Here is a 26,106-nt window from a genome sequence, read left to right as displayed (position 1 = left end):
TGCCCTGCTTGCGAGGCACCGGGCTGGGCCTCACACTCCCGGGTTGAGCGCCTCGTCCTCCCGGGTTGAGGTGTAGCAAGCTGCATCGGTTCACGACATGCCGAGATACGTTGGCTCACACCACTTTGAGGCTGTGGACTGGGTTCAGCTGTTCGGCACCGTATCCTGGTCGGCGTGAAAAGCTGGCATGCCCCCGAGATCCCGACTCTGCCCCGTTCCACGTCATCCTCGTCCGATCAGCAGCGCGCACGCGTAAATCTCTACGATGCGCGCAGGCGTGGCATTTATGAGATCACACCGTTGAAGGAGGGTGTGGTCCGGCTTTACACCTGCGGTATCACACCCTATGACTCCACCCATATGGGCCACGCAGCAACCTACCAAGCAGCGGATTTATTGCATCGGGTGTTGCTGGACGCGGGCTGGGCTGTGCAGTCGGCCCAGAATGTCACAGACGTCGATGATCCGTTGCTGGAACGCGCAGAGCAGACCGGGGTCGACTGGCGTGAACTCGCCGCGGATCAGTCAGAGCTCTTTGCCACGGATATGGAGGCGCTAAGGATTATCCCGCCCGCCACCTATCTTGGGGTTGAGGAGTCCATCGACAGCATTATTGAGGCGGTGACCGCGCTGGTTCACAGTGGTCGTGCCTACCGGGTTCCCACTGACGATGCCGTCGGCGACGACCTCTATTTGGACCTGGCTCAGGACGGCCAGCTGGGCGCGATCTGCGGTTGGTCCGAAGAGGAGATGATGTCGGTCTTCGCCGAGCGTGGAGGAGACCCGGACCGTTCGGGAAAGCGGCAACGGTTTGATCCGCTTTTATGGCGTGCTGCGCGCGATGGTGAACCGTCCTGGGATGCGCCGGTACTCGGAGCAGGGCGCCCTGGTTGGCATATCGAATGCGTGTGTATTTCCCGCACCGGGCTGGGCATTCCGTTCGACATTCAGCTAGGAGGCCGCGACCTCATCTTCCCGCATCACGACATGTCTCATGCCCACGCTATTGCGCTGGGAGACAGAGATTTCGCCACCACGTACGCGCACGTGGGCATGATCGGGCTCGACGGGCACAAGATGAGTAAATCGCGTGGCAATTTAGTGTTCGTTTCACAGCTGAGGTCTGAGGGTGTTGATCCGGCGGCGATTCGGCTTGCACTGCTTAGTCATCACTATCGCGAAGACTGGGAATGGACCGATGAGACCTTGAACCGTGCGTTATCCCGCACCGCTGCAATCCGGCATGCCCTAGCCCTTACCAACGGCCACTGCGGCCCTCGAGAAGCTCAAGCGATCAAGGACATCCGTGCGGCCCTTCGCCACGACCTGGATTCACCCGCTGCACTGAGGGTTTTGGATACTTGGGCTGCGCAGGTGAGCGAACACTCAGCCTCATTGACTCGGCGTGCTGATGAAACCACCCGTCCCGAACGCGCTGTCGGCGATACCGGATGCGACATGGCCCGAGCCTTGGATGCGCTCATGGGCCTGTCGTTGTGAGGCGGGCGGCCTTGGGAGATCTCTAAAGAGACGTCGGCGTTGATACTGATGCTGCGCTCAGACTGAGAGGCGGGCCGTTAGGATCCTGATTCCTGCCCCTCAGCCTGAGGTCTATGGTGTGCGCAGATCACCAAAGTGAACTGCGCACACCGTCAGCAGCTAAATGAGTTACTTGATGAGGCCGTTGATCCACGGGACGAGGGCCGAAACCTGCACGTGATTGGCTTGAATGGTTCCGTCCTCGGCGCGTGCACCGATAGATGAGGTCACACCGATCAGCTTTCCACCAGAAATCGTCGGACCGCCGGAGTCACCCTGTTGCGGTCCAGCGCCGTTGTACGACTGGGTGACAAACATAGCTGTGTTATGGGAGGTATAGAAGCCGATCACACCGACTTCCCCTTTCGACAGGGTCGGAGTACCGCCCACTCCAAGAACGGTGCCTTTCTGTCCTTCCTTCGGGGCTTCAGTGGCGAGGGGGATGGGGGAGCGGTCAGTCACAGGTGCGCTGAGTTCAAGCATCGCCGCGTCGCCTCGCCCGAACTGCACTTCGCGAACCACTTGACGGGGCTGTTCATCGCTTTTGGCGCCAAACTTTACCGAGATCTTGCCACCCAGGCAGTGCGCTGCCGTCAGCACCCAGCGAGAGTTCACCAGCGACCCCGTACATACGGCGCCCCTGTCGGACTTCACCGTGGCAACCCAGGAACTCTCCGATGCCAGCGTGACGGGCTCACCGTGATAGACCGCCTGAGCTGCTGCCGGAAAACCGACCGCTGCTAACAGCAGTGACGCGAGAGCAATACCGAGGCGGCGCATAGATGCGACCATGATGTGTTTCCTATCGTGAGTAAAAACGCCCGTAAGGACGTCTGTTAAGCGGATGCCGTGCACCCGACCTCAATATCAACACAAAAAGGCGAACATTGATATCGATGACCACAATAGGGATGACAGCGGGGCGACCGAAGCCTAAGCCCCACGAGTTTTAATTCTCTTCCCGCCTGCGCAAAAACTGCTCGAACTCACGGGCAATAGCTTCCCCAGATGCTTCGGGAAGCTCCGCCGCATCCTGCGTCTGCTCCAGGCGACGCACATAATCGCTGACCTCTTCATCCGCAGCCACCAGTTCCTGAACACCGCGCTCCCACTCCTCGGCGTCCTTTTCAAGATGAGCGAGCGGCAGGGTATGCGGGACCACACGTTCCAAAGCACGAATCAGCGCTAAAACCGCTTTGGGTGATGGGTTCTGCGCCACATAGTGAGGAACCTGAGCCCAAATCGATGTGGATCGCAAACCGCTTCGCGCCGCAGCCTGAGCGAGAACCGTCGGAATCCCGATGGGCCCTTCGTACTCATTCCCGATATCGCGCAGCGACCGCGAGGTGACGCCGTCGTCTTCAGTGATCGAAATCGGGACCGGACGGGAATGCGGCGTATCGGCCAGGAGGGCGCCCAAGCACATCAGGTGGTCTGCTCCAAACGATCGGAGCACGGTGATGAGATCGGCGCTGAACGCCTGCCAATGCATAGAGGGTTCAGGCCCGCTCGCCACCAACAGCTCAGGTCCCTCGGGAGGAGAAAGTAGATGCACGTGGATATCGGGCCAATCAATAACCCGCCGTCCGGCGTCATCGGTTCTTATGGTGGGGCGATTGACCTGGAAATCGACGTATTTCTCGGATGGAACCGCTGCGACTATGCGAGACGGCCATTGGGACAACAGGTGGGTTAGCGCGCCGGTTGCAGCCTCCGCGGCGTCGTTCCACCCACTGAACGCAATCACAGCTGGTCGGCCGGACCCCTCGTGTGCTGATCCGCTCTGCGAACCGGTAGCGTCCAGCGGAGACGTGGCATCCGTCGTCCTCTCCTCCACAAATATCCCTTCCTTGTATCCACCGCGATGCGTGCATCATTCGCGAGTGCTCTTGGCTCGACACTATCGGCTTCCGGCACGCAGAGATACGGTCAACCCTTTCTAGCGCCTGGACGGTATGCTCATGCGGTCGCGAGGCCCCACTCGACTCTCGCGGCGGAAGGGAACCGGGATGGCTATGTCCTCGCTCCGACTTGGCAGTCTCCAGCTGCGCATGTCGGCATCCACGCTCTTCACTGTTTTGATTGTGGCCGCGATGGTCTATCCGTCTCTGCTGCGGGGGACTGAGGCGACGAAACCGATTGCGCTCGTGCTAGCGCTGGGTATTGCCCTGTTTTTGATTTTGGGTGTCTTCCTGCATGAGCTATCCCACGCACTGGTGGCACGGGTTTTTGGCCATAAGGTGCGCGAGATTGCCTTGAACGTGTGGGGAGGGCATACCCAATACGAAGGTGATGATCTATCGCCGGGCCGTTCTTTTGCGATCTCCCTGGCCGGACCGATGGCGAATTTCACCCTCGCAGGCCTCAGCATGATCGGGTTCAATCTCAGCAGCGGAGACCTTGCCCAAGCGTTTTGGTGGTACTCGATCCTCCTGAATGTTTCACTCGGGATATTTAACCTCGTCCCCGGTCTGCCACTGGACGGTGGGCGCATGCTGGAAGCGGTGCTGTGGAAGGTGCTGGGCGAACAAACCCGGGCCACTACCGTTGCCGCGTGGTGCGGCCGGGCGATTGCCGCGCTCGTGCTGATTACTGCCGCTGCGCGGGCGCTGACAGATCGCGGTGAACAAAGCATGTTATTGGTTTTTTGGGGCGTGCTTATTGCCGGCATTTTGTGGATGGGAGCGAGCGATGCGCTGCGTGACGCACGTGTTCAGACGCGTCTAGATCATTTATCGCTCACTCCGCTCATGCGACCAGTAGTCCCGGTGCCCGGCAACCTCGTGCTTGATCAGCTTCCGCCCGGACCGCGCGACCGAATTCTGGTGGTTGATCAGGAGCGCGGGCTCGCAGGGCGTTTGGATGGTGGCATCCTCGCCCAGCTTCCTAAAGCTTCATGGCAGATAACCCCCGTTGCGGCCGTGACGCGCCCCATCGGTCCTTACACGGTGATGGACCAGAGTATGCACGGTCGCCCCCTGGCGGAGGCATTAACACGTCAGCCTTCAGCGATTTATATAGTCACCGACCACGACGGCCAGTGGCTCGGTGCCGTCGAGACATCGCAACTGAATAACTTTATTGCCGGTTCGGACAGCTGATCAGCTCAGCTGGACCTCTGACCGGGAAGCTCGGGTGCGCCCGTAGACTACAGATCATGTCCCACGATCCTTCGACGTCGCCTGAGACGCCATCCGAGCCGACTGCGTCCTCAACCCTGCCCGCCTCACTTGTGTCCGCTTCGCCTGTGCCCAAGGACACCTCACAGAAGGATCACGACCCTGCCTTCGCTGCGTCCACGCGACCCCGATTAGATCGCACCGGCCCCTTCGTCCTCGGAGACAAAGTACAGCTAGCCGATGCCAAAGGCCGAATGCACACGATCACGTTAAAAGAAAACGGCGCGTTTCATTCGCACCGCGGCGTGCTGCACCACAGCGACCTCATCGGCGCCGAGGATGGCGTGGTCGTCACTGATTCCAGGGGAACGCAGTATCAGGCTTTGCGGCCTCTGTACAGCGATTACACCTTGTCTATGCCGCGCGGCGCAGCCATTGTTTATCCCAAAGATTCTGCTCAGATCATTATGTGGGGCGATATTTTCCCCGGTGCCCGAGTGCTCGAAGCCGGCGTCGGATCCGGTGGCCTCAGCATCGCGTTGCTTCGAGCCATCGGCGATCACGGGTGTCTGCACTCCATTGAACGCCGGGAAGACTTCGCAGAAATTTCTGCCTTGAATGTGGAAACTTTTTTTGGTCAGCGGCCCGCGACATGGCACCTCAGCGTCGGGGACTTCCAGGACGACGCGCCAAGAATTGCGACGGAAAAAGGGCGTTTTGATCGTGTTGTTCTCGACATGCTCGCCCCCTGGGAATGCGTGGATGCAGCCGCCGATGCGCTGGTTCCCGGCGGTGTATTCCTCGCCTACGTCGCCACGGTCACCCAGCTGTCACGAACCGTAGAGAAGCTGCGTGACCACGGCGAATTCACCGAACCCCATGCGTGGGAATCGTTTGTTCGCCCATGGCACCTTGAAGGTTTGGCAGTGCGTCCCGAACACCGGATGAATGCCCATACCGGGTTCTTGCTCACGTCCCGGCGAACAGCCCCCGGGCATCCGGCGCTACGCCGAACTCGCCGTCCGGCGTCTGGAGCTCAGGACGAAGCTGAACTCAACCATCCAGATAATGACGGGTTCGGTGGTTCGACTAGTCAATGGGGCCCCGAAGATCTCGGTGAGCGGGGAGTGTCAGCCCGCAAAGTGCGCCGGGCGCGGCGCGATCTCACCCAGGGAAGGGACCGCTGATGATGGCCGATCCCGGTGCAGTTCCCGGTGTCACGCCCAATGGTTCGACCCGACCAGAGCAGCCCGCAGCCAATCGCCGCGCGAGTGAGGCCACACATCATGCAGCCCCGACCTTCCATGAACTGCGGCAGGATCTTGCCCGTTTAGCCGCGCAAAATGATCGACTCACCGCATCTTTACGCAGTGCGCGAGCTCAAATCGTGCAGCTGAAAAGCGATATTGAACGCATATCTGGAGTGCCCAATAGTTATGCCACATTTCTATCGTTAGCTGACGGCACCACGATCGATGTTCTGCACAATGGTCGCAAAATGCGGGTGGCAACTTCTCCTGATTTAAGACTCAGTGAGCTGCAGCAGGGACAGGAGGTCATGCTCAACGAAAACCTCGCCGCCGTCGCAGCCCGTCCATGTGGTCGAACCGGTCAGATCGTTCCGGTTGTGGACGCCTTACCTGATGGACGGGTCGTCGTGCAGTCCCATGCCGATGAACAGCGGGTTCTTGATCGCGCCGCGCAACTGCACGACGCGGCCCTCCATCCGGGCGACCAAGTTTTAGTTGACCTGAAGTCCGGATTGTTGCTGGAACGCGTGGAACGATCCGAGATAGCAGATCTTGTGCTGGAGCAGGTGCCGTCGACCTCCTTTGCCGATATTGGCGGTCTCGGGGACCAGATTGAAGCCATTAGAGACGCCGTCGAATTACCTTTCCTGCATCAGGATTTATTCCGTGAACACGGCCTGCGACCGCCCAAAGGTGTATTGCTTTACGGCCCTCCTGGGTGCGGTAAAACCATGATTGCTCAAGCCGTGGCTCATGAATTGGCTGTGCGCGTGGCGGAAAGCGAAGGCAAAGACGCGGCTGTGGCGTTAGCTGCCAGCTATTTCCTCAACGTGAAAGGCCCGGAGCTGCTCAATAAATACGTGGGGGAGACTGAGCGTTCCATTCGACTGGTTTTTGAACGGGCCCGTGAGAAAGCCAGTGCCGGATATCCCGTGGTGGTGTTCTTCGATGAAATGGAATCGCTGTTCCGCACCCGAGGCACCGGAGTGTCCTCCGACGTCGAGAATACGATCGTCCCTCAGCTGCTCGCAGAAATAGACGGCGTTGAACGACTGGATAACGTGATCGTGATCGGAGCCTCAAACCGCGAGGACATGATCGATCCGGCGATTCTTCGGCCAGGTCGTTTGGACGTGAAAATCCGGATCAGACGGCCTGATGCTCAGGCCGCCCGCGAAATCCTCGACCTGCACCTCGGGCAGAGCGTCCCGGTGATCGGTGACCGAGCGGTGCTGCTCAACGACACCGTCGATGCGATATATGCCCAAGGGGAAAAAACCGCCTACGTAGAGATCATCTACACCGGTGGGGAGCGCGAAGTTCTTCACTACCGCGACTTTGTCTCCGGTGCGATGCTACGCAACATCATCGACCGAGCTAAAAAAGCAGCGGTAAAGTCCTATCTGTCCGATGGACATCGCGGAATTACACGGCATCATCTTCTGGCTGCGGTGGACGCAGAGTTCGACGAAAATGAGGACCTTCCCTCCTCAGCGCACCCTGAGGATTGGGCGCGCATTTCCGGTCGCCGAGGCCGACGCGTTGACCAAGTACGTCCGCTGCGACAGGAACGGAACCATTCGTTGCGAAGGGAACAGGTATGAACACCGTGCTACGCCTGAACACCCAGAGGGTGATGGGCATCGAAACAGAGTTCGGTGTGCTGTACCGGGACCCTCATCGCAGGGCTCAGGCGGGAGCATCCAGCGCCATCGAGCTATCCCATCGAGTCGTTGCCGCATATGCGTTGCTGGTCGAAAAATGTGGTGGACGTGAGCTGCGATCACGGATTCGCTGGGATTACGGCGATGAAAACCCGCTGCGTGACGCCCGCGGATTCGATATCTCCCGTGCCGCTGCCCACCCAAGCCAACTCACTCATGATGTCCATGACGCGCACGTTCCCAGCATTGACCTGGACCAGCCGCTTCCCGATGATCCTGTGCCTCCGGCCGGGGCAAGCGACGCCGACGTGCTGGATTGGGCCGTGCGTCATGCCATCGGTAACGCGGTGCTGACTAACGGGGCCCGCCTCTATGTAGATCACGCGCATCCTGAGTATTCCTCACCGGAAGTGCTGAGCGCCCGAGATGGTGTGATCTGGGATCGTGCCGGAGAACATATTGCCCGCTCCATCATGGAACGTTTGAGCACAGCAGCCGGTGTGGACGCCATCGCACTGTACAAAAACAACACCGACGGCAAAGGTGCCTCGTACGGAACACACGAAAATTATCTAGTGGACCGCTCGGTGCCGTTTGAGCAGCTCACATCGATGTTGATCCCCTTCCTGGCCACGCGCCAGGTGATGGTCGGATCGGGCCGAGTTGGGCTTGGCACCCGCGGCCTACAACCGGGCTTCCAGATATCGTCCAGGGCGGATTTTTTTGAAGCAGAGGTCGGCCTGGAAACGACCTTAAATCGTCCGATCGTCAACACCCGCGATGAACCGCACGCTGATGCTTCTCGATGGCGACGACTGCACGTCATCATTGGCGATGCCAATACCTTCGAGACAGCTACTTTCCTAAAGCTGGGTGCAACCAGCCTGGTGCTAGCCGCCATCGAAGCTGAGCAGGCTACGGGGCGCACGCTTCTGCCTCGAATTGACTTATTGGATCCGGTTGAAGCAGTGCACGTGATCAGCCATGATCTTTCACTATCGGCCATGCTTCCATTGCGCCACGGCGGATCCATGACGGCCCTGGATATTCAACGCGCCTATCTCAACGCCGTTGAAGCGCACGCGGATCTCAGCGACCAAGAGACTGCTGCCGTGCTCACCCTATGGCGGGAAATCCTGGACGGTTTAGCGAATGATCCTTCCAGCGTCTCCGACATCGTCGAATGGGTTGCCAAACGAGATATCTTGCTCGCCTACCGTCAGCGAGGGGGCCTGGACTGGGACGATGCACGACTTCAAGCCATCGATCTGCAATTTGGCGATCTTGACCCTGCGCGCGGGATTGCCGCTAAATTGCGCAGTTCCGGTCGTGTTCGCCACATCGTTGAGGATCGTGACGTGGAGGCTGCCGTCACCACTCCACCTTCATCTACCCGGGCCTATTTGCGCGGTCAATTGATTACCCATCATCGAGATTCGGTGCTTTCCGCGGGCTGGGATTGCATCACGGTCACAATGCCAGCCCATTCGTCACTCTCGCCCGAGGATCCGCATCCCACCGCCATGCGGTTGCAGCTGGCTGATCCCTGTGCCGGTTCAGCAGCCTGGTGCGCGCAGCGCGGTATCAATCCGCAGGACCCGCTAGAGAAGGTGGTCTCGGCGTGCTCAGGTGCTGCGGAGCCCGGACCTAGCCCAGTTGCGGAGAACCTCTGACACGCGCCTAAATAGACATAAGAGCATGTCGATTCCGGATGACACCCATTGGAATCGGCTGATCACCAAGGAGAACACGATGTCTCAAATTTTTGTCACGCCCGGATCGCGCGGGGATGACCACGACGAGGTTACCGATGCCGTTGCGCCAGCGGGGCAAACCCACGCCCAGACCCAGGCAACTGACGATCTGCTCGATGAAATTGACCAGGTTCTTGAGTCCAATGCGGACACCTTCGTCCGTTCTTTCGTGCAAAAGGGTGGACAGTGACATCTCCGATGCACCCCTCGCAGCCCGGATATCTCAGGGATCAGGCAGACGCCGTACCTCGCGTTCCATTTTCGTCAGCGGATGCGTATACGAGCACCACGTCGTCCTTTATTGACCTGCTCGCAGCGACCGGCGGGGCATGGGGCGGCCATTTCGCTCCGATAAGCGCCAATCTACCTGCGGCGACCGGTCAGCGGGCAACGGACGCGATCACCTCCGTGCCTCACGGAACGACGATCCTCGCCTGTGTGGTCCCGGAGGCTGTGATCCTGGTCGGCGACCGTCGGGCCACCACCGGCCATCTCATCGCTAAAGATGACCTGCGCAAAGTGTTTGTCACCGACCGCAGCACCGCTCTAGGCATCGCCGGAACCGCCGGAATCGGGTTGGATCTGGTTCGCCTCTTTCGGATGGAGCTAGAGCATTACGAAAAGCTGGAAGGAGCCGAGCTGAGCCACGACGGCAAAGCAGGGCGCCTTGCCAGGATTGTGCGCGGATATCTTCCGACCGCAATGCAAGGGCTCTCAGTGGTCCCGATGCTCGTCGGGTGGGATACCCGTCAAAGCCGAGGACGCATTCACACCTACGACGTGACCGGTGGGGTCTACGAGGAATCACCAGTTGCGGCCATTGGTTCCGGGGCCCAAATGGCTAAAACTGCTCTGCGCTCACTCGGTGCCACCACTCCTTCGGAGGCAATCCTTGGATGCTTGGCGGCTCTGCGCGACGTCGCCCTTCAGGACTCCGCCACTGTGGGTCCCAGGCCAGACGTGCCCTCTCACGTGATTATCTGTGACGCCGACGGAGCGCGAGCGTTGGACGACGCCAAAGTTCGCCCGTTCGTTGAGGAGGTTTTACGATGAGCGCGCCCTGGTATGTCTCCCCGGAACAGCTGACCAAAGACCGCGCAGACTTTGCACGGCAAGGCATAGGACGAGGACACAGCGTTGTCGTGGCTTCCTGTGCCAACGCGGTAGCGCTGATTGCTCAGAATCCATCGACGTCACTGCACAAACTCGGCGAGATCCATGACCGGCTCGCGTTTGCAGCGGTGGGCAAGTATCACGAGTTCGAGGCACTACGCGTTGCCGGTATTCGCTGGGCTGATGTCCGCGCCTATCAGTACTCTCGCGCTGACGTGTCGGGCAGGGGGCTCGCGAATGCTTTCGCCCAAACATTGGGAGAAGCGTTCACCGGTGCGGTCAAGCCACTGGAGGTTGAGATCGTCCTCGCAGACGTGGGGGCACAACCTGATGAGGATCGCCTTTACCGCCTCTCGTATGACGGGTCTGTCGCCGAGGAACAGAACCTGGTGGTGATTGGCGGCGATGTGGCAAGGACCCGCTCCGCGTTGCAAGCCGTCTACGATCCGTCCGCATCGTGGGGAGAGACTTTGTCAGTGCTTGCTCGAGCCCTGAAGGAGTCCTCGGACTCGGGGCCTATGAACCTCGAAGCCGCAATTCTCGATCGGTCCGGGCCCGGTCGATGTTTTCGGCGAATACCGGCTGCTGAACTCAACGAACGTGGAGCCACCCATGGAGCGTAGGGTCTTCGGACTGGAGACCGAATATGGCCTGGTGTGCGTGCGCGAGGATGGGACTCGCGCCGTGGAGCCAGAAGATGCGGCCCGGGAAATGTTTCGGCCAGTGGTTGCGTGGGGGCGCTCATCCAACGTTTTCCTGCCCAATGCGGCGAGGTTATACGTCGACGTCGGCTCGCACCCCGAATATGCAACGGCTGAATGCGATGATGTGCTGGACCTCGTCGCTCAAGATCGCGCGGGGGAGCAGATTATGTCTGATCTTGTCTCCCAGGCGAATGCTCGACTTGCTGCACGAGGCCAGGATGCTCGGCTTCACCTGTTTAAAAACAATGTCGATTCCGAGGGTAATGGTTACGGTTCACACGAAAACTACCTGGTAAGCCGACGCGGTGAGTTCACCCGGCTTCCTCGGGTTTTGCTGCCCTTTTTGATTACGCGTCAGATCGTGGCGGGCGCAGGCGGAGTGGTCACCGATCCCGATGGTCCGCGCTTTGTGTTTTCCCGGCGAAGCGACCACATGTGGGAAGCGGTATCGTCGGCAACCACCCGCACTCGACCCATTATCAATACCCGCGATGAACCGCACGGGGACCCCACACGTTTTCGCCGACTGCATGTAATCGTCGGTGATTCCACGATGTCGGAACTCTCCACCATGTTGAGAGTGGGAACCTGCGATCTCGTCCTTCGGCTAATTGAGTCAGGGCGCGCTGTGCCTGACCTTGAACTCGCAGACCCGATTAGATCTATTCGCCAGGTGGCTCGCGATTTGAGCGGGAGCACCCCACTTCCACTGGCTACCGGGGGGTCCTCGAGCCCACTAGCGATTCAACAGACATATCTGGATGCGTGTGCCGCAGCATTCCCGGATGCGGATCCTGAATTGATGAATCTCTGGCAGACGGCACTGGATGCGGTGGCGACGGGAGATCACAGTCGCGTCGCAACTCAGCTGGATTGGGCAATAAAGAAGAACCTGTTCGACCGGGTCTGTGAGCGACGTGGCGTGCCGCTAGATGATGCCGAGATTCACCGGCTAGAGCTGGCCTATCACGATATCTCAGCTGCCGACGGAATTTTCGACCGGTTGCGTAAACGAGGCCTTGCACCGTCTGTGATCAGCCAGAATCGTGTGCAGGAGGCGATGCAGACCGCACCTGGCAGTACCCGGGCACATCTGCGCGGGCGCTTTGTCACCGAGGCGTTAGCGCGAGGAGTTGACCACGTCGCTGACTGGACGACTTTGCGCCTAAACCATCCCGGGGCGCGGCCTGTGACCCTGCTTGATCCATTCCAAACCGAGTCCAAGGATGTGGACCGGTTAGTGGATGAGATTCACAGTTCCCATCCTGATAATCGCAACCCGGGTTTTCCGTTCTAGGGTGCGAGGCGAACGATGACCACACTCGAAAGGACGCACTGTGCTGACTAGGCGACGCCTTCTAACCTCGAGCGGCGCCGCCGCAACTGTTCTGGGTGCTATTGCGCTCAGCGGATGCGGCGACAAGGACTCGGGTAAACCCGCATCAAGCACCGCACCGTCGAACGGGCCAAATGCGGGGGCGGCCATCTTGGACCGCATTAAGGTCAGCACTGATTTATCCAAAGAGCCCGAGATCACGTTCACCGCGCCGATGGAAATTAACAAGATGGCCTACAAGGTCGTCACCGAAGGCAAAGGAAAAAAGCTTCAGAAGGGGCAGGCCGTCATTTTTAAGACGAAGCTTGTCGGCTCGAGTGACGGCAAGACTGTAGCGTCCACCTGGAAGGGCGATAAGCCTCTCATCCTGACCCTCACCGACAAAGCCATCGGCAAGGACGCTGTTGACTTTTTCACCGGTACCTCGATCGGTTCACGGCTTTTGACGGTGGGACCTGCCCAGTCACAGGATGGTTCCACTCTCGGGATGGTGCAAGTACTCGATGCGGTGGATGTCATCCCCTCGCGCGCTAGCGGCAATGCGGTCGCACCCACCCCGGGAATGCCCGCCTTCACCCTCGCCGATGACGGAGCGCCCAATCTCTCGGCAAAGCCCTCGGGCCAGCCACCCACGAAAACTAAGTCAGCCGTCACGATTAAGGGCAGCGGTCGCCAAACCAAAAACGGTGACCGCCTCATCATGCAATACCGCGGCTGGACCTGGGATGACGGTAAAGAGTTTGACTCCTCCTGGAAACGGGGTGAACTCTTTGACTTCGTTTTGGGCAGTGGCCAGGTGATTAAGGGATGGGATTCCACTCTGGTCGGTCAAACTGTGGGAAGCCAGCTCGAGCTGGTGATTCCCCCGTCAGACGCCTACGGAGATCAGGGCCAGCTTGCTCATAAGACCCTGGTGTTCGTCGTCGATATTCTGTATGCGTTCAGCCCGGAAAGCTGACGGCTAGCGGACCTCTAGCTCACTCAGCCCGGGACCTCAGCAAGCTCGGTGTCCCACCGGCTTTGCCACTGTTTTAAAGGAGCATCATGCAGCGTACTAAGCCTGAAATTGATTTCCCCGGCGATGACGCACCGACTGACCTTGTCATCATCGACGAGGTCGTCGGCGATGGCCCGGAGGCAACAGCCGGGAGCATTGTCGATGTGCACTACGTGGGTGTGGCGCATTCCACCGGCGAGGAATTCGATGCCTCGTGGAATCGCGGTGAGCCGCTGCGTTTCCAGCTCGGTGTCGGTCAGGTGATCGCAGGGTGGGATCGTGGAGTCCAGGGCATGAAAGTCGGTGGACGCCGTCGTCTGGAGATCCCAGCTCACCTCGCATACGGTGACCGAGGTGCACCTCCTGTTATCGCTCCTGGGGAGGCCCTTATTTTCGTGTGCGATCTGATGGAAGTTCGGTCGCTCTGACCGCAGCACGTGCAGGCGGCGAGCAGGAAGCCCTGTTCGCCGCCCAGACGTCGTCGGCCCCGCCGGTACGAACCGATGCGGGCTATGAGCTCGCCCCCCAGGATCCGGTGGCATCCGTCCTCGTGATGGGTACGCTGCCGCATCTAGATCGCCCCTTCGACTACGCGGTACCAACCAGTTGCGCTCATGCTGCACCTGGTCAGAGGGTGAAAGTTCGGTTTGCGGGACGCGAGGCGGACGGTTTTGTGCTGGCTCGGCGCGATCGGGCTGAAACGGATCGCCCGCTTGCTCCGCTGCGTGCGGTGGTGTCCGAGGACATTGTGCTCACCCCAGACATCTTGGAGGTCTGCCGGGACGTAGCCCGGCGATGCGGTGGCACGGTTGCGGATGTCGTGCGATTAGCCGTACCCGCACGCCACGCTGGCGCGGAAAAGGCAGAGCGAGCCCGCCGGGACAAACTTACCGATCAGTCCTCGGATCGCAGCGGTGATGCACCGTGTACGCAGGACTTCGCGATCCGAGATGTACCCGCGGATGCGCCCCCGGATGTCCAATCTCAGAACACTGCTCTCGATGCGTATCTAGGTTTACGGGCGTTTACCGAGCATGCGCGATCCGAGGATGACCTCGTTCCCAGGGCGGTGCTGACGGTGGATGCTTGCGATCGGTGGACCGGCATCGCTGCCGATGCCATTACGGCTCTCAATAGTGGGCAGGGCGCGCTTGTGGTGACCCCGGATCAGCGCGATGCCGAACGAATGTCTAGGGAACTGACAGATCGGGGCATTGAGCACGAGCTGCTCAGCAGCGCCGACGGCCCACAACGCCGCTACCGTGCATTTTTGCGGGTCCTGACTGGTCAGCGACGCATTGTGGTGGGCACGCGTTCGGCAGCCTTTGCCCCAGTTATGCATCTGCGCCTGTTGATCTGCTGGGACGAGGACGACGATCTGCATGCCGAGCCCCGCGCACCTTATCCGCATACCCGAACAGTCCTCGCAGCTCGCTCGCGTATCCAATCGGCCGCGCTGCTGAGCCTGGCACCTTCGCATCCGGTGACAGCCACCTATCTGGTTCGGCATAACTGGATGCGTCACTTACCTCCTGTTCCAGGCTATGTTGATCGCCTCCACGCGGTGGCGAAGGTCGATGTGATGGATGAGCATCTGCGCAGCCGCGAAGGGGCCAGCGGTCGTTCTCGGATGCCGAGCGCCGCGTACGCCACCATCCGTCAGGGACTCGTTCAGGGCCCGGTTTTAGTGCAGGTACCTCGCAGCGGCTACGTTCCGGCGGTCGCATGCAGGCGATGTGGCACCCGGGCTCTGTGTCCCACCTGTCATGCCTCACTCAGTTTTCGCCGCCGAGGCGAGGACCTGGGATGTTCAGTGTGCGGACGAGCGGCGCATTCGTATCGCTGCCCAGAATGCGATGGGGTCCAGCTTCGGGCGGTGGTAGTGGGGTCGTTGCGCACCGCGGATGAACTGCGCCGGGCTTTTCCTGACACGACCTTGGTTGTTGCTGGAGGGGCAGGAGGAACCGTTTCCGATGGAATCACCGGGCCCGACACGCTGGTGGTCGCGACACCGGGCAGTGAACCGACAGCTATCGACGGTTACGCGGCTGCGGTGCTGTTGGACTGCGATGCGATGGCCTCACGGGCTAGCTACGACGCAGATGTTGAGGCCCTGAGACGCTGGTCTGGGGCTATTGGGTTGGTCCGATCGGCGGCAGATGGCGGAAGGGTGCTCGCGGTGGGTACCGCGTCCTTACCGGCGTTGCGGGCGCTGTTGATTCCCCGAAGTCACTGGTTTATAGACAAGGTTCTTGCTGATCGAGAGCTGTTGGGGCTTCCTCCGTGGACTAAGGTGGCCGAGATCGTCGGGGATCGGCCTGCGGTTGAGGATTTCCTACAGGACCTGGTGCTTCCGACGGGAACTGAGATTTTCGGTCCGGTTCCGCATGAGATGGCTGGCTTCAAGGTCACCGACGCTGTGCGGACCGAAGGTGGGGGAGTCGACACCACCCAAGAGGGCGTACGCGCTGTTTTGCGCTGTCCGATTGAGGCATCGGGTGAACTCGCTGACGCGCTGCGCTCACATTTTGCATCTCGCACCGCTCGCAAGCGGCCTGGACGTCTGCGATTTCGTGTGGATCCTCCGGACGTGTTCTAGCCCGCCCTCAGATCATCGCTACGCGGGCCGTAAAATGGCAGGCATCATGCGACTTCTTTTTGCGGGCACACCCGTTACTGCCATGTCCTCCCTGACCGCATTGCTCGACTCCCGGCACGAGGTCGTGGCTGTTTTAACACGTCCCGATGCGCCAGCCGGGCGAGGCCGCCGCCTGACCCCGAGTCCCATCGCTGCTTTGGCACTCGATCACGGTCTGCCGGTGTTAAAACCAGCCACGCTGAAGGATGCTGCGGTGCGCGATCAGATTGCAGAACTCGGCGCGGACTGTGCACCGGTGGTGGCGTACGGAAACTTAATCCCTCGCCCGGTGCTCGATCTCATGCCGCGCGGGTGGGTGAACCTTCACTTCTCGCTGCTCCCTGCTTGGCGCGGCGCCGCGCCTGTTCAGCGGGCTGTTCTTTCGGGGGCTGATCAAACGGGCCTGACCACGTTCCTTCTTGACGAAGGGATGGACACCGGTCCGGTCCTCATGCAGGAAGCGGCCGTTATCTCTGCTACTGAGACCTCGGGGGAGCTGCAGCATCGTCTCGCCGTTCAAGGAGCAGACCTGCTGGTCCGTACTTTGGATGCCTGGGAGGACGGAGTGCTCACCCCGCAGCCTCAGGCGGAGCACGGTGCTAGCCACGCTGCAAAGCTGAGCGTTGACCAGGCTCGTTTGGATGCTCGCCGCCCCGCCTCAGAGGTCTCGGCGCACCTGCGCGGTATGGCGCCCGATCCCGGTGCCTGGGCGTCATGGCGAGATGGTCGTGTCAAGCTCCTCGGTATCAGCGAAGCGCCGGTGCCTGCTGGACTTCAGTTGGAGCCGGGTCAGCTTCAGGTGACGAAACGGGCTGTTTTCTTAGGCACGGGTACAGCTCCCGTGCCGCTGGGGATTGTGGCCGCCGCCGGGAAACGTCCGATGCCGGCGACAGATTGGGCTCGAGGTGCCCATATTCAACCCACTGAACGTCTTGGACTCGCCGATGATCAGGCCGTCCAGAATCACACTCCTACGAACGGAGCGAGCGCATGACCACCCGGGGTGAGGATTTCGGGGCACAACGGGACGGTTCCCGCGGACAGGGTCGCTCTTATAGCCCTCGGGGGCGAGGACAGCGGTCTGGCCAGGATGGCTCGGACCGCGGTCGGTTTGATGAGCCACGTCGGGGACGCCCTGGCGGGACCTACCGTGGGACTGGCCGCGACCAGTCCGAGCCGAGGGATCGAGCGCAGCGACACCGTGATGCCAAAGGTCGTGAGCGATCCGGCTCGCGTGGGAAGTCAGGTGCGCGCGCGGGGTGGTCAGAGCACCGTCCGAGTGAGCGCGCCCGGGAAGCAGCGCCCACCAGGCGGGCAGCGTGGGAGGCTATGCGTGAGGTCAGCGCTCACGATGCGTACGCCAACCTAGTTTTTCCGAAGGTTCTGCGTGCCCATGGCCTTCACGGCCGGGATGCCGCGTTTACTACGGAATTGTTTTACGGGACGCTGCGGGCAAAGCGGCGCCTGGATGCGGTTATTTCTTGCTGCGTCACTCGGCCTTTAGACCGAGTGGATGAGGACGTGCTGGATGTGTTGCGCTTAGGCGCCTATCAATTGCTGGACATGAATGTTCCGCCACATGCCGCCACTTCTGAAACGGTTGCTCTGGCGCGTCAGGCGACCGGTGCTGGTTCCGCACAGTTTGTGAACGCTGTTTTACGAGCTATCGGGCGCAAGGATGCCGAGGCTTGGTTGGATGAAATCCTGCCTGAGCGCGTAGACGACGAGATTGAGTATTTGGCTCTTAAACATTCGCACCCGACCTGGATTGTGCGTGCATTGTCAGATGCTCTTGCTGGTCACGGTCGGGATCGCAATGAGCTGGAAGATCTGCTGGTCGCCCAGAATAGGGCTCCGAAAGTGGACCTTGTGGTGCGTCCTGGTCTGAGTGATCTCGACGAACTGATGGAGTATGGCGCAGGTGCTGGCAGGCTTTCACAGTTTGCCGCCTATTGGCCGTCCGGTGACCCTTCGGGTATCACTCCGGTGCGGGAAGGTCGGGCGGCGATCCAGGATGAGGGTTCCCAGCTGATGGCTTTGGCGCTGGCGCTCGGGGTCGACACCTTGGTGACCTCTCCTTCACCTCACTGGCTGGATTTGTGTGCTGGTCCCGGTGGGAAAACTGCTCTTTTGGGTGGTCTAACGGTGGATCATGATGCGGATTTGCTGGCCACCGAGATTCAGCCGCACCGAGCGGATTTGGTGCAGCGCGGGGTACGGGCGTTAGTTGAGGCAGGGTGCGACATCGAAGTTGAGGCTGCCGATGGTAGAGATATCGGAACGCGGTATCCGGAGCGTTTTAGTCGCATTCTCGCCGATGTGCCGTGCACTGGTTTAGGTGCGTTGCGGCGCCGCCCTGAGTCGCGGTGGCGCCGTCAGCTCAGCGATGTTGGGCCGTTGACGGTTTTGCAACGGGAACTTCTGTTGTCGGCGGTGGATGCTCTCGCACCCGGCGGGGTTTTGGCGTATGTCACGTGCAGTCCTCATCTGGCCGAGACTCTGTTAGTGGTTAAGGACCTGCTGCGTCGTCGGCAGGATGTGCGGCAGTTGGATGCGCGGGAAGCTGTGCGGGCTGGGGTCCACTCGGATGCTCAGATTGATCTCGGCGCGGGTCCGAGTGTTCAGCTGTGGCCGCATGTGCACGGCACCGATGGCATGTTTATCGCTCTGTTCACCAGAGAATCATCGCCGACGTGAGATCCGATGCTCCGAGGCGATCCCACCCGATGTCGACGATGCCTATCTTGATGCTGTGCAATCAGCTGGGCGGCGAACCCTGCGTCATCTCATAAACCCATCATTCTCAGGAGTCTCTATGACCTACACACCGGATAACACCTATATTCACCCGTCGATTTTGAACTGCGATTTCATGCGTATTGGCGAGGAGCTGGATGCTATCGCCCGGGCCGATTTCGCTCATGTTGACGTGATGGACAACCATTTTGTTCCGAATTTAACGTTCGGGGTGTCCATGGTGGAGCAGATTGCTCGCCGATGCCCGATCCCCGTTGACGCCCATTTAATGATTGAAGATCCTGACCGATGGGCACCGGCCTATGCCGAGGTGGGCGCTCAGTCGGTGACATTTCACGCTGAGGCCGCGTCGGCGCCGATTCGCTTGGCTCGCGAGCTGCATTCCCAGGGGGCAAAGGCGGGGATTGCGTTGCGTCCAGCCACCCCCGTTGAGCCGTTTCTCGACATTCTCGGGGAATTTGATCTGCTGCTCGTGATGACTGTTGAGCCTGGTTTTGGTGGCCAGTCGTTTCTGGATTCGATGCTGGCCAAGATCAAACGTGCGCGTTCCGCGGTGAGCGAAGCCGGTTTAGAGGTGTCGATTCAGGTTGATGGGGGCGTGAGCCGGTCGACTATTGAACGGTGTGCTGACGCGGGCGCAAATATCTTCGTTGCCGGTTCAGCTGTGTATTCGGCGGATAACGCGGCCGAAGAAATTGATGCGCTTCGAGCTTTGGCTTCCTCCCACCGGCATTGATCTGTCCCTGGGCTGTCTCCAGTCCGCTAAGAAGGATCATGTCTGGTTTTCAGCTTCGGGCATCGTGCATGAATTGTTCAGCTCATCTGAGGTATGCTTCCGGCGTCATATCAGTTGACGTGCTCCGGGGTCGGTGTAAGTCCGAGCCGGCGGTGATAGTCCGCGACCCGCAGATGCGGTGGATCCGGTGAAATTCCGGTACCGACAGTGAAAGCCTGGATGGGAGGCGCACGCTCGACGTTGATGTGCCATTCCACGGCACAGGTGGCGTAGGACAGAAGGTCCGCGCCGCCCCGTGATTGATCTCGATGCACGATGGATCGGTCTCGATACACGATGTCCGTGGATGGGTAGCTCAACGTCGCCCATGTCCCGGAGCCACTGCACGCTCGCATGAAAGGGACAGAACATGGGCATTTTGCAGTGGCTCTTTGAAGCCAAACTCACCTTCCCAGGTGGGCAATTCATTTTGTGGCGAGAAGTTCTCGGAAATCTGTTCGGTCTAGCCAGCGCTCTGGGCGGAATGCGCCGGAAGGTGTGGGCTTGGCCGATTGGTATCGTCGGCAACGCTCTTCTTCTCACGGTTTTTCTTGGGAGCGTCTTCGGCTCCCCAAACCCAGTAAATCTGTTGGGTCAGGCGGGACGCCAGGTGATGTTTATTGTCGTGAGCGTGTACGGCTGGGTTTCATGGCGTCACTCCCGCGGGCAGGGAGAGGGCCACGCGGTGACTCCCGACTGGGCTTCGGGTCGATCTCGACTCGTGTTGGTGGTGGCTATGATCCTTGGAACCGTTGTCCTCACCCCGATCTTCACCGCGTTGGGATCCTGGCCACCGGTGTGGGCAGATGCATGGATCTTCACCGGCAGTGTGCTAGCCACGTACGGCATGGCTAAAGGGTGGGTAGAGTTTTGGCTGATCTGGGTGGCCGTGGATATCGTCGGGGTGCCTATGCTGGTGCATGCCGGGTATTACGCGAGCGCTTTGATGTATCTGTTCTACGGCGGGTTTACGCTGACTGGCTTTTTCGTGTGGTGGAAGATTCGGCGGCGTGAACAGGGAATAGTTCGGGTGGAAACCCGGTTCCCTGACCCCACGATCGCCACTGATGTCACCGCTCGTGCCACTGGTCCTACGTGTGCCGTCGCTGACTCGAGCACTCTTGCTGGTGATGGATCTCGCCCTGCGAGCGGATCATCGGGGACGCGGATTAACGGTTCGTAGCCGAGCTGACTGAAATCTGGCTGCACCGCGTACCCTGATGGGGTGAAAGACTTTGACTCACTATTTGCTGAACTGGCCGAGAAGGCTGTGACTCGCCCCGAAGGCTCCGGCACCGTGCGTGAGCTCGATGCGGGGATCCACGGCATCGGCAAGAAAATCGTGGAGGAAGCCGCTGAGGTGTGGATGGCGTGCGAGCACGAATCCGATGAGGCGGCAGCTGAAGAAATCTCGCAGTTGCTTTATCACCTTCAGGTGATGATGATCGCTAAAGGGATGACTCTTCACGACGTCTACCGACATCTGTGAGCTAGCCCACCACCCCTCCCACTTCACGTTCCCAACATTTCCCGGAGGAATCTCTCGTGCTTCGCCTCGCTATCCCCAACAAGGGGGCGCTGTCAGAACCCGCATCCGAGCTACTGAGGGAGGCTGGCTACCGCCATCGCAGTTCCTCACGTGAGCTGGTGCTGGTGGACGAGGACAACGGCGTTGAATTTTTCTTTCTGAGACCGCGCGACATCGCGGTCTATGTTGGCAGTGGCACGGTCGACGTGGGCATTACCGGGCAGGACATGCTGGCCGACTCCCACACTCCTGCCCACGAGATTTTGCCACTGGGATTTGCGCGCTCGACCTTCCGCTACGCGGCTCCGGCTGGGGAGGAATGGCAGCTTTCCTCGCTGTCTGGGCGACGCATTGCAACCAGCTACGAGGGACTGGTCGAGGATCACCTGAAGGCGCGTGGTCTTCACGCTACCGTCGTGCATTTGGATGGCGCGGTGGAGAGTTCGATCCGGCTCGGCGTGGCCGATGTGATTGCGGATGTGGTGGAGACGGGTTCAACATTGCGTGCGGCCGGACTGCGCACCTTTGGCGAACCGATTATGCACAGCGAGGCGGTCCTTTTTTCCCGGCCGGAACTGCAGCTCGAAGAGCAGGCGCAGCATGCTCTCAACGTGCTGGTCCGCCGGCTCAAAGGCGTGCTGGTCGCAAGGGAGTACGTCCTCATTGATTTCGATATTCCTGAAGGGCTTGTGGAACAGGCCGTTGCCATTACTCCGGGGTTTGAATCCCCGACGATCTCTCCGCTGCACGGTGGGCAATGGTACGCCGTGAGGTCTATGGTGGCCCGCACCTGTGTCAATCGGGTGATGGATGAGCTCTACGACCTGGGGGCACGCGCGATTTTGGTCACCGCTATTCAAGCCTGCCGGATGTGATGGTGATGTCTCAGCGCGATGGTATGGATTCGGCCCCGCATCCCGATGGAGGGTCCGGGGCTTCGGCGGAGGTTGTGTTCCGGCCAAAGCTCGCTCGTGTGGTGGCGATCAGCCTGGGCAGTGGGGTGCTGGCTGTTTTGACGGTGGCCGCAATGATCGTTCCGTGGACTGGTCCGCGCGCCTTTAGCGTGGTAGACCGGTTGGGTTTTATTGCGCTGGGATTAGCAATTTTCTGGTTTTGCTGGCGGCAGGCCACGGTTCGGATTTCTGCTCGCGCTGATGGTTTGACGGTCAGGAATCTCTTGAGGACCACGACTTTGGAGTGGCCCGCGGTCGTCACCGTGAGTTTCCCTGAGGGTGATCCTTGGGCTCATTTAGATCTCGCGGATGGAACCACGCTGTCGACGATGGCTCTGCAAAGGGCTGATGGTGAGTATGGGATCAGGCAGGCTCGGTCTTTGCAGCAGTTAGTGATTGAGCGCGGCGAGGCACCGGATATCGAGCCATTGTCCAACTAGTTTGGGCGATTGATTTAGTCCGGGATGTCGTGGGAGGTGCCGGGGGCGGGCTCGCACGGTGTGTCGATGAGCTGGGCGGCGCGGCGACCCGCGAGTGCGGCATAGAGGAACGACATGGGGTCATCGTCTAGGTCCCGTCCCATGGTGCGTAGCGGGATGGGGGAGCGGCGTAACACGTCGAGGAGGCCGTCGCTGCGGACCTCGACGATGCGGTGAGGAGCCGCAGCGTTTTCGACAAGCATTTTAAGCTGTTTTTTGATTAACGCATGAAAATCGCTGTTACCATCAATGCTGTGCTCGGCCAAAGGCATCTGACTCACCGGTAGCTCAGCCGGGGCAAGCGCCACCTTCCCGTATGCCGCCACGCTATGGTGAGACAGCCCGCGATGGCGCGCTCGCTGATCAGCTTCGGACACCCGCAACGTCCCCACGGGCCTGCCGTTCAAAACTGCGGCCGCATTGATGGCCTCCCCAGCCTCCACACCCGAAAAACCCCAGCCGGTACCCGTTCCGAGGTTACCGGGGCCTTGAATAACCACCGCCACGTCGGCATTCCACACCTCGCGCGCCGCAAGTAAACCAGAATGGACAGTCACCGCTTCCATATCGCCACCGAATGCCTGGCCCACACTGATACACCCCGCAACCAGGCCGGCCTGCCGCAAGGACGAGAGAGCCTGTGAATACCACGCCGGAAGCGCCGCACCGTCAGTGAGAAGATAGACAATCCGGGCGTCTGGGCGCTGATCGAGCACTCCAAGCACGATAGGGGCCAGCGACGAGTGCAAGTCCGCCACCACCACGGGCATACCGCCGACACTCTGAGCACGCGCAATAGTTGAGTGGTGCGGCGATGCGGGGTCATCAACTGAATCGACCATCATCTGCAGCGGGGTGTACCGAGCTTTCATCATGTGTCCAGAACCGGGGTTCCACTCTGGTTCTCGGCCGGGAATATGAACGACCATCGCATCGCCACCGGTCCCAAGCCCTCGCCACTGAGCATTTGCATTGAGCACTACCGCATCCCCAGGCTGGGCGAGTCCACACATCGCCGTGTACGCGAGGGCGCGTACCTCCCCCCGCGAGGTTTGAACCCGCAAACGTTGCACCCCGGACCAGCCATCTAGCGCGGCGATGACAACGCCGTTCTCCCACAGAATCACGTGTCACAGCGTACTGGGCCTATACCCTGAGAGCGTGACTGACGAGCTAGGGAGGTCGCGGCCGTGAAGAAGACGTCTGCTCCGCCACGCGAACGGCGCGCTGTCGAGCGACTGATGAACCTCGTGATGACCCTGGGATCCAGCGAACACGGTCTCACCCGGGCGCAAATATTTGAGTTAATTCCCGACTATTTGCTTACTGAAAATGATGCGTCTCGGTTGCGCATGTTTGAACGGGATAAACGCGATGTGCTTGCGCTGGGGTTTCCGCTCGTTCTTGAAACAGACCCTTGGGATGACACTCTCTCCCGCTACCGCCTCGATCCAGCCAAATACGCCGCTCATGACTTTCAGCCGGACTCCACCGAGTACGCGTTGCTCGTGCTAGCGTCACGCAGCTGGGACCTTGCGCGGACCTCCGGACCAGCCTTGCGGGCACGCGCCAAACTCGCGGCACTGGGCGGTCTGTCGCAGAACTCAGATATGGATCCAACCCGTCATGTTCCGCATGGACGGCTGGAGACCTCCCCGGTTCTCGGTCCGATCCTGACCGCTGTGACCAACCGAGTTCGCCTCACCTTCCGGTACCGCACCGCAGGAGCCTCCGAGGCCAAGGAGCGGCGGGTGGAACCATGGGTTGCCGGACTGTATGCCGGACACTGGTATGTGGTGGGTTACGACCTGGACCGGCAAGAACAACGGACCTTCCGAGTTTCCCGCATCGAAAGCTACCCGCGTTTTGGTGGAAAATCGGGTACCACCTGTCCTGATGGTCTCACCGTGACCGATGCAATTCGCCGCGTATCCCAGGACGAATACGGACGTACTGTGATCGCTATCGCTCCGTATAAATTGCTCGATCTCAGAGATCGCACAGGTTTAGACCCGGTCACCGGCGAACTCTGCATACCCGAGGCCAGCAGGTGGCACACCGTATCGCTGGTCTTAAGTTCAGTGCGCTGGGCTCAGTTGATAACCCCGAATACCTGGCGAGAGGACATTGCCGGGGTTTTGTCCCGGATCGCTGATCAGCATGAGCAGCTGGTTGATTCCCAGTGGCGGGACACTACGCGAGCTCGACCTCGACCCACGCTGAGGGTCCCAACCACCGGGGTCGATCAGGTCTCCCGGCTGGCCTCGGAAGTTGCATACAGGGGAGGTGCAGCTCGAGGATATGGCTGAGGTCTTTGGAATCAGCGTGGAGCAGTTAATTGCCGACCTTGAAATTCTGTTCCTGTGTGGTGACCTCGGGCATGGCTGGGAGGATCTGATCGAGGCTGAATGGGAAAGCGGAGTGGTTCGGATTCGCAACGCCGATCCTCTAACCCGTCCGTTGCGGCTCAGTGACGTTGAGGTGGCGGCCTTGCTAGCTGGACTCGCCTCGATTGAGGCTGGTCTATCGACTCAGGAACGACAGGTTGCTCACAGACTGGCACAGCGTCTGCGAGATCTCACTCATCCACAACCTAAGACCGCGACCGACAGGCCGGCGCAGGCGACTTGGGGGGCTGATGAGCCGGTCAGCAGCAGGGACGTTTCACCATCCACACCGCTCAACTCCTCGCGTGTTGACCGAGTTTTAGAACAGATCAGAGAGGCTATGGCTGAGCAGCTCTGTGTTCGTATCCTCTACTCAAACGCCACAGAGGCCGGCGCCCAGTGGCGCACTGTGCAACCGCTGCAGGTACTAGTGGAGGCCGGGCGCACCTATGTCAAAGCGCGACTGGTACGCAGCTCTTTAACGGGTACGTCAGGAGCTGAAGGATCATCGGATTTGGGTGACGGGTGCCCGCAAGAGAATGCACATCGGCTGTTTCGGCTCGACCGGATTGTCACCGTCGTCAACGGCTCTAGTAGAACTCTTTGTGGCGGAAGCAAGGCCCCTGACGGCGACAGCGAAGCTACTCACAGCGACACCTGGGCCCATGCTCACTGCTGTGACAGTGGGGCCTTGGATATCTGCACCGTCGATATTCCTTCTGGCGCTGAGGCGCAGGCACATTCAGACGCTGGGTGCCGCGCCGACGTAGCCAGCGCATTCGGCGACCTGGCACGGGAGGGTATCGACCAGGTATGGGTGCGGCTGTGGCCGTCAGCGCAATGGATTATGGATGCGTTTAACGCCCAGGAAATCCGCGACGTCGTGGAAGGACCCCATGAAGGGGCGGTTTGTGCTCTCCTATCACGCCCCGTCGTGCCTGCATTAGCGGACGCCATCTTAGAAGCACGGGGCGAGGCCGAGGTGATGGAGCCCACCCGCTTCAGAAACATGATCGTGACCCTAGCCCGGGACGGGGCATCCCGTCACAGCGACTAAGCTGGTGATAACCGCTGGCAATGCTTCCTCGTTGGGGTGCGGGGCGTCGCGCGTCA

At 60.1% G+C, this 26,106-nt stretch carries 24 protein-coding genes and 1 riboswitch; of the genes, 21 read left to right on the top strand and 3 right to left on the bottom strand.

The window, feature by feature from the left end; genetic code table 11:
- Positions 1-174: 174 nt before the first annotated feature.
- A complete protein-coding gene (mshC, locus tag BN1724_RS02215) occupies positions 175-1,500 on the top strand; it encodes a cysteine--1-D-myo-inosityl 2-amino-2-deoxy-alpha-D-glucopyranoside ligase (RefSeq protein ID WP_084252680.1) in 1,326 nt (441 codons plus the stop codon).
- Between the two features lie 168 nt (positions 1,501-1,668).
- On the opposite strand, the gene BN1724_RS02210 is transcribed toward mshC, so the two are convergent.
- Both BN1724_RS02210 and BN1724_RS02205 read right to left on the bottom strand, forming a co-directional pair.
- On the bottom strand, positions 1,669-2,331 hold the full coding sequence (locus tag BN1724_RS02210) for a S1 family peptidase (RefSeq protein ID WP_058234045.1): 663 nt from the start codon (positions 2,329-2,331) through the stop codon (positions 1,669-1,671).
- 157 nt (positions 2,332-2,488) lie between these two features.
- Entirely contained in the window at positions 2,489-3,376 is an 888-nt protein-coding gene (locus BN1724_RS02205) for a PAC2 family protein (RefSeq protein WP_231928129.1), read from the bottom strand.
- Positions 3,377-3,554: 178 nt separating this feature from the next.
- Between BN1724_RS02205 and BN1724_RS02200 the strand changes: the two genes are divergently transcribed.
- The 18 genes from BN1724_RS02200 (at position 3,555) to BN1724_RS02110 (ending at position 22,567) form a co-directional block, all read left to right on the top strand.
- A complete protein-coding gene (locus tag BN1724_RS02200) occupies positions 3,555-4,640 on the top strand; it encodes a M50 family metallopeptidase (RefSeq protein ID WP_172797064.1) in 1,086 nt (361 codons plus the stop codon).
- Between the two features lie 56 nt (positions 4,641-4,696).
- On the top strand, positions 4,697-5,845 hold the full coding sequence (locus BN1724_RS02195) for a tRNA (adenine-N1)-methyltransferase (RefSeq protein ID WP_084252678.1): 1,149 nt from the start codon (positions 4,697-4,699) through the stop codon (positions 5,843-5,845).
- Between the two features lie 2 nt (positions 5,846-5,847).
- Positions 5,848-7,512 carry a proteasome ATPase gene (gene arc, locus BN1724_RS02190; protein WP_084253078.1) on the top strand — a complete coding sequence of 555 codons (1,665 nt, stop codon included), beginning with the start codon at positions 5,848-5,850 and terminating at the stop codon, positions 7,510-7,512.
- On the top strand, positions 7,509-9,245 hold the full coding sequence (gene dop, locus BN1724_RS02185; protein ID WP_058234043.1) for a depupylase/deamidase Dop: 1,737 nt from the start codon (positions 7,509-7,511) through the stop codon (positions 9,243-9,245). The genes arc and dop overlap by 4 nt, the downstream gene beginning before the upstream one ends.
- A gap of 79 nt (positions 9,246-9,324) precedes the next feature.
- The gene (locus tag BN1724_RS02180) at positions 9,325-9,516 is read left to right on the top strand and encodes a ubiquitin-like protein Pup (protein WP_058235699.1); all 192 of its coding nucleotides are present in this window, start codon (positions 9,325-9,327) and stop codon (positions 9,514-9,516) included.
- The gene (prcB, locus tag BN1724_RS02175) at positions 9,513-10,379 is read left to right on the top strand and encodes a proteasome subunit beta (protein WP_231928127.1); all 867 of its coding nucleotides are present in this window, start codon (positions 9,513-9,515) and stop codon (positions 10,377-10,379) included. Before BN1724_RS02180 ends, prcB begins: the two co-directional genes overlap by 4 nt.
- Positions 10,376-11,062 carry a proteasome subunit alpha gene (prcA, locus tag BN1724_RS02170; RefSeq protein ID WP_058234042.1) on the top strand — a complete coding sequence of 229 codons (687 nt, stop codon included), beginning with the start codon at positions 10,376-10,378 and terminating at the stop codon, positions 11,060-11,062. Before prcB ends, prcA begins: the two co-directional genes overlap by 4 nt.
- The gene (gene pafA / locus BN1724_RS02165; RefSeq protein ID WP_058234041.1) at positions 11,052-12,440 is read left to right on the top strand and encodes a Pup--protein ligase; all 1,389 of its coding nucleotides are present in this window, start codon (positions 11,052-11,054) and stop codon (positions 12,438-12,440) included. Before prcA ends, pafA begins: the two co-directional genes overlap by 11 nt.
- A gap of 40 nt (positions 12,441-12,480) precedes the next feature.
- Positions 12,481-13,437: an FKBP-type peptidyl-prolyl cis-trans isomerase gene (locus tag BN1724_RS02160; RefSeq protein ID WP_058234040.1), complete on the top strand. Its 957-nt coding sequence runs from the start codon at positions 12,481-12,483 to the stop codon at positions 13,435-13,437.
- An 86-nt stretch (positions 13,438-13,523) separates the two neighbouring features.
- Positions 13,524-13,904, top strand: coding sequence for an FKBP-type peptidyl-prolyl cis-trans isomerase (locus tag BN1724_RS02155; RefSeq protein WP_058234039.1), 381 nt, complete (start codon positions 13,524-13,526; stop codon positions 13,902-13,904).
- On the top strand, positions 13,874-16,075 hold the full coding sequence (locus BN1724_RS02150; RefSeq protein WP_231928126.1) for a primosomal protein N' family DNA-binding protein: 2,202 nt from the start codon (positions 13,874-13,876) through the stop codon (positions 16,073-16,075). The genes BN1724_RS02155 and BN1724_RS02150 overlap by 31 nt, the downstream gene beginning before the upstream one ends.
- A 46-nt stretch (positions 16,076-16,121) precedes the next feature.
- Positions 16,122-17,108 carry a methionyl-tRNA formyltransferase gene (gene fmt, locus BN1724_RS02145; protein WP_058235696.1) on the top strand — a complete coding sequence of 329 codons (987 nt, stop codon included), beginning with the start codon at positions 16,122-16,124 and terminating at the stop codon, positions 17,106-17,108.
- A complete protein-coding gene (locus BN1724_RS02135; protein WP_084252677.1) occupies positions 17,105-18,811 on the top strand; it encodes an RsmB/NOP family class I SAM-dependent RNA methyltransferase in 1,707 nt (568 codons plus the stop codon). The genes fmt and BN1724_RS02135 overlap by 4 nt, the downstream gene beginning before the upstream one ends.
- A gap of 118 nt (positions 18,812-18,929) precedes the next feature.
- A complete protein-coding gene (gene rpe / locus BN1724_RS02130) occupies positions 18,930-19,607 on the top strand; it encodes a ribulose-phosphate 3-epimerase (RefSeq protein ID WP_058234036.1) in 678 nt (225 codons plus the stop codon).
- A 116-nt stretch (positions 19,608-19,723) separates the two neighbouring features.
- Positions 19,724-19,842: riboswitch (FMN riboswitch) on the top strand.
- Positions 19,843-20,016: 174 nt separating this feature from the next.
- A complete protein-coding gene (gene pnuC / locus BN1724_RS02125) occupies positions 20,017-20,829 on the top strand; it encodes a nicotinamide riboside transporter PnuC (protein ID WP_084252676.1) in 813 nt (270 codons plus the stop codon).
- A gap of 42 nt (positions 20,830-20,871) precedes the next feature.
- Positions 20,872-21,135: a phosphoribosyl-ATP diphosphatase gene (locus BN1724_RS02120; protein ID WP_058234034.1), complete on the top strand. Its 264-nt coding sequence runs from the start codon at positions 20,872-20,874 to the stop codon at positions 21,133-21,135.
- Positions 21,136-21,191: 56 nt separating this feature from the next.
- The gene (hisG, locus tag BN1724_RS02115; protein ID WP_058234033.1) at positions 21,192-22,049 is read left to right on the top strand and encodes an ATP phosphoribosyltransferase; all 858 of its coding nucleotides are present in this window, start codon (positions 21,192-21,194) and stop codon (positions 22,047-22,049) included.
- A 5-nt stretch (positions 22,050-22,054) separates the two neighbouring features.
- The gene (locus BN1724_RS02110) at positions 22,055-22,567 is read left to right on the top strand and encodes a PH domain-containing protein (protein WP_231928125.1); all 513 of its coding nucleotides are present in this window, start codon (positions 22,055-22,057) and stop codon (positions 22,565-22,567) included.
- A 14-nt stretch (positions 22,568-22,581) separates the two neighbouring features.
- On the opposite strand, the gene BN1724_RS02105 is transcribed toward BN1724_RS02110, so the two are convergent.
- Positions 22,582-23,733, bottom strand: a complete 1,152-nt coding sequence (locus BN1724_RS02105) for a DUF3866 family protein (RefSeq protein ID WP_157085714.1) — start codon at positions 23,731-23,733, stop codon at positions 22,582-22,584.
- 63 nt (positions 23,734-23,796) lie between these two features.
- On the opposite strand from BN1724_RS02105, the gene BN1724_RS02100 reads away from it, so the two are divergent.
- Complete coding sequence (locus tag BN1724_RS02100) at positions 23,797-24,915, top strand: helix-turn-helix transcriptional regulator (protein WP_058234032.1); 1,119 nt, start codon at positions 23,797-23,799, stop codon at positions 24,913-24,915.
- Positions 24,908-26,050, top strand: coding sequence for a WYL domain-containing transcriptional regulator (locus tag BN1724_RS02095; protein WP_058234031.1), 1,143 nt, complete (start codon positions 24,908-24,910; stop codon positions 26,048-26,050). The genes BN1724_RS02100 and BN1724_RS02095 overlap by 8 nt, the downstream gene beginning before the upstream one ends.
- Positions 26,051-26,106 lie beyond the last annotated feature (56 nt).

The organism is Devriesea agamarum (genome assembly GCF_900070355.1).
In the GTDB taxonomy this organism is placed as follows: domain Bacteria; phylum Actinomycetota; class Actinomycetes; order Actinomycetales; family Dermabacteraceae; genus Devriesea; species Devriesea agamarum.
This window is presented reverse-complemented; position numbering and strand designations above follow the sequence as displayed.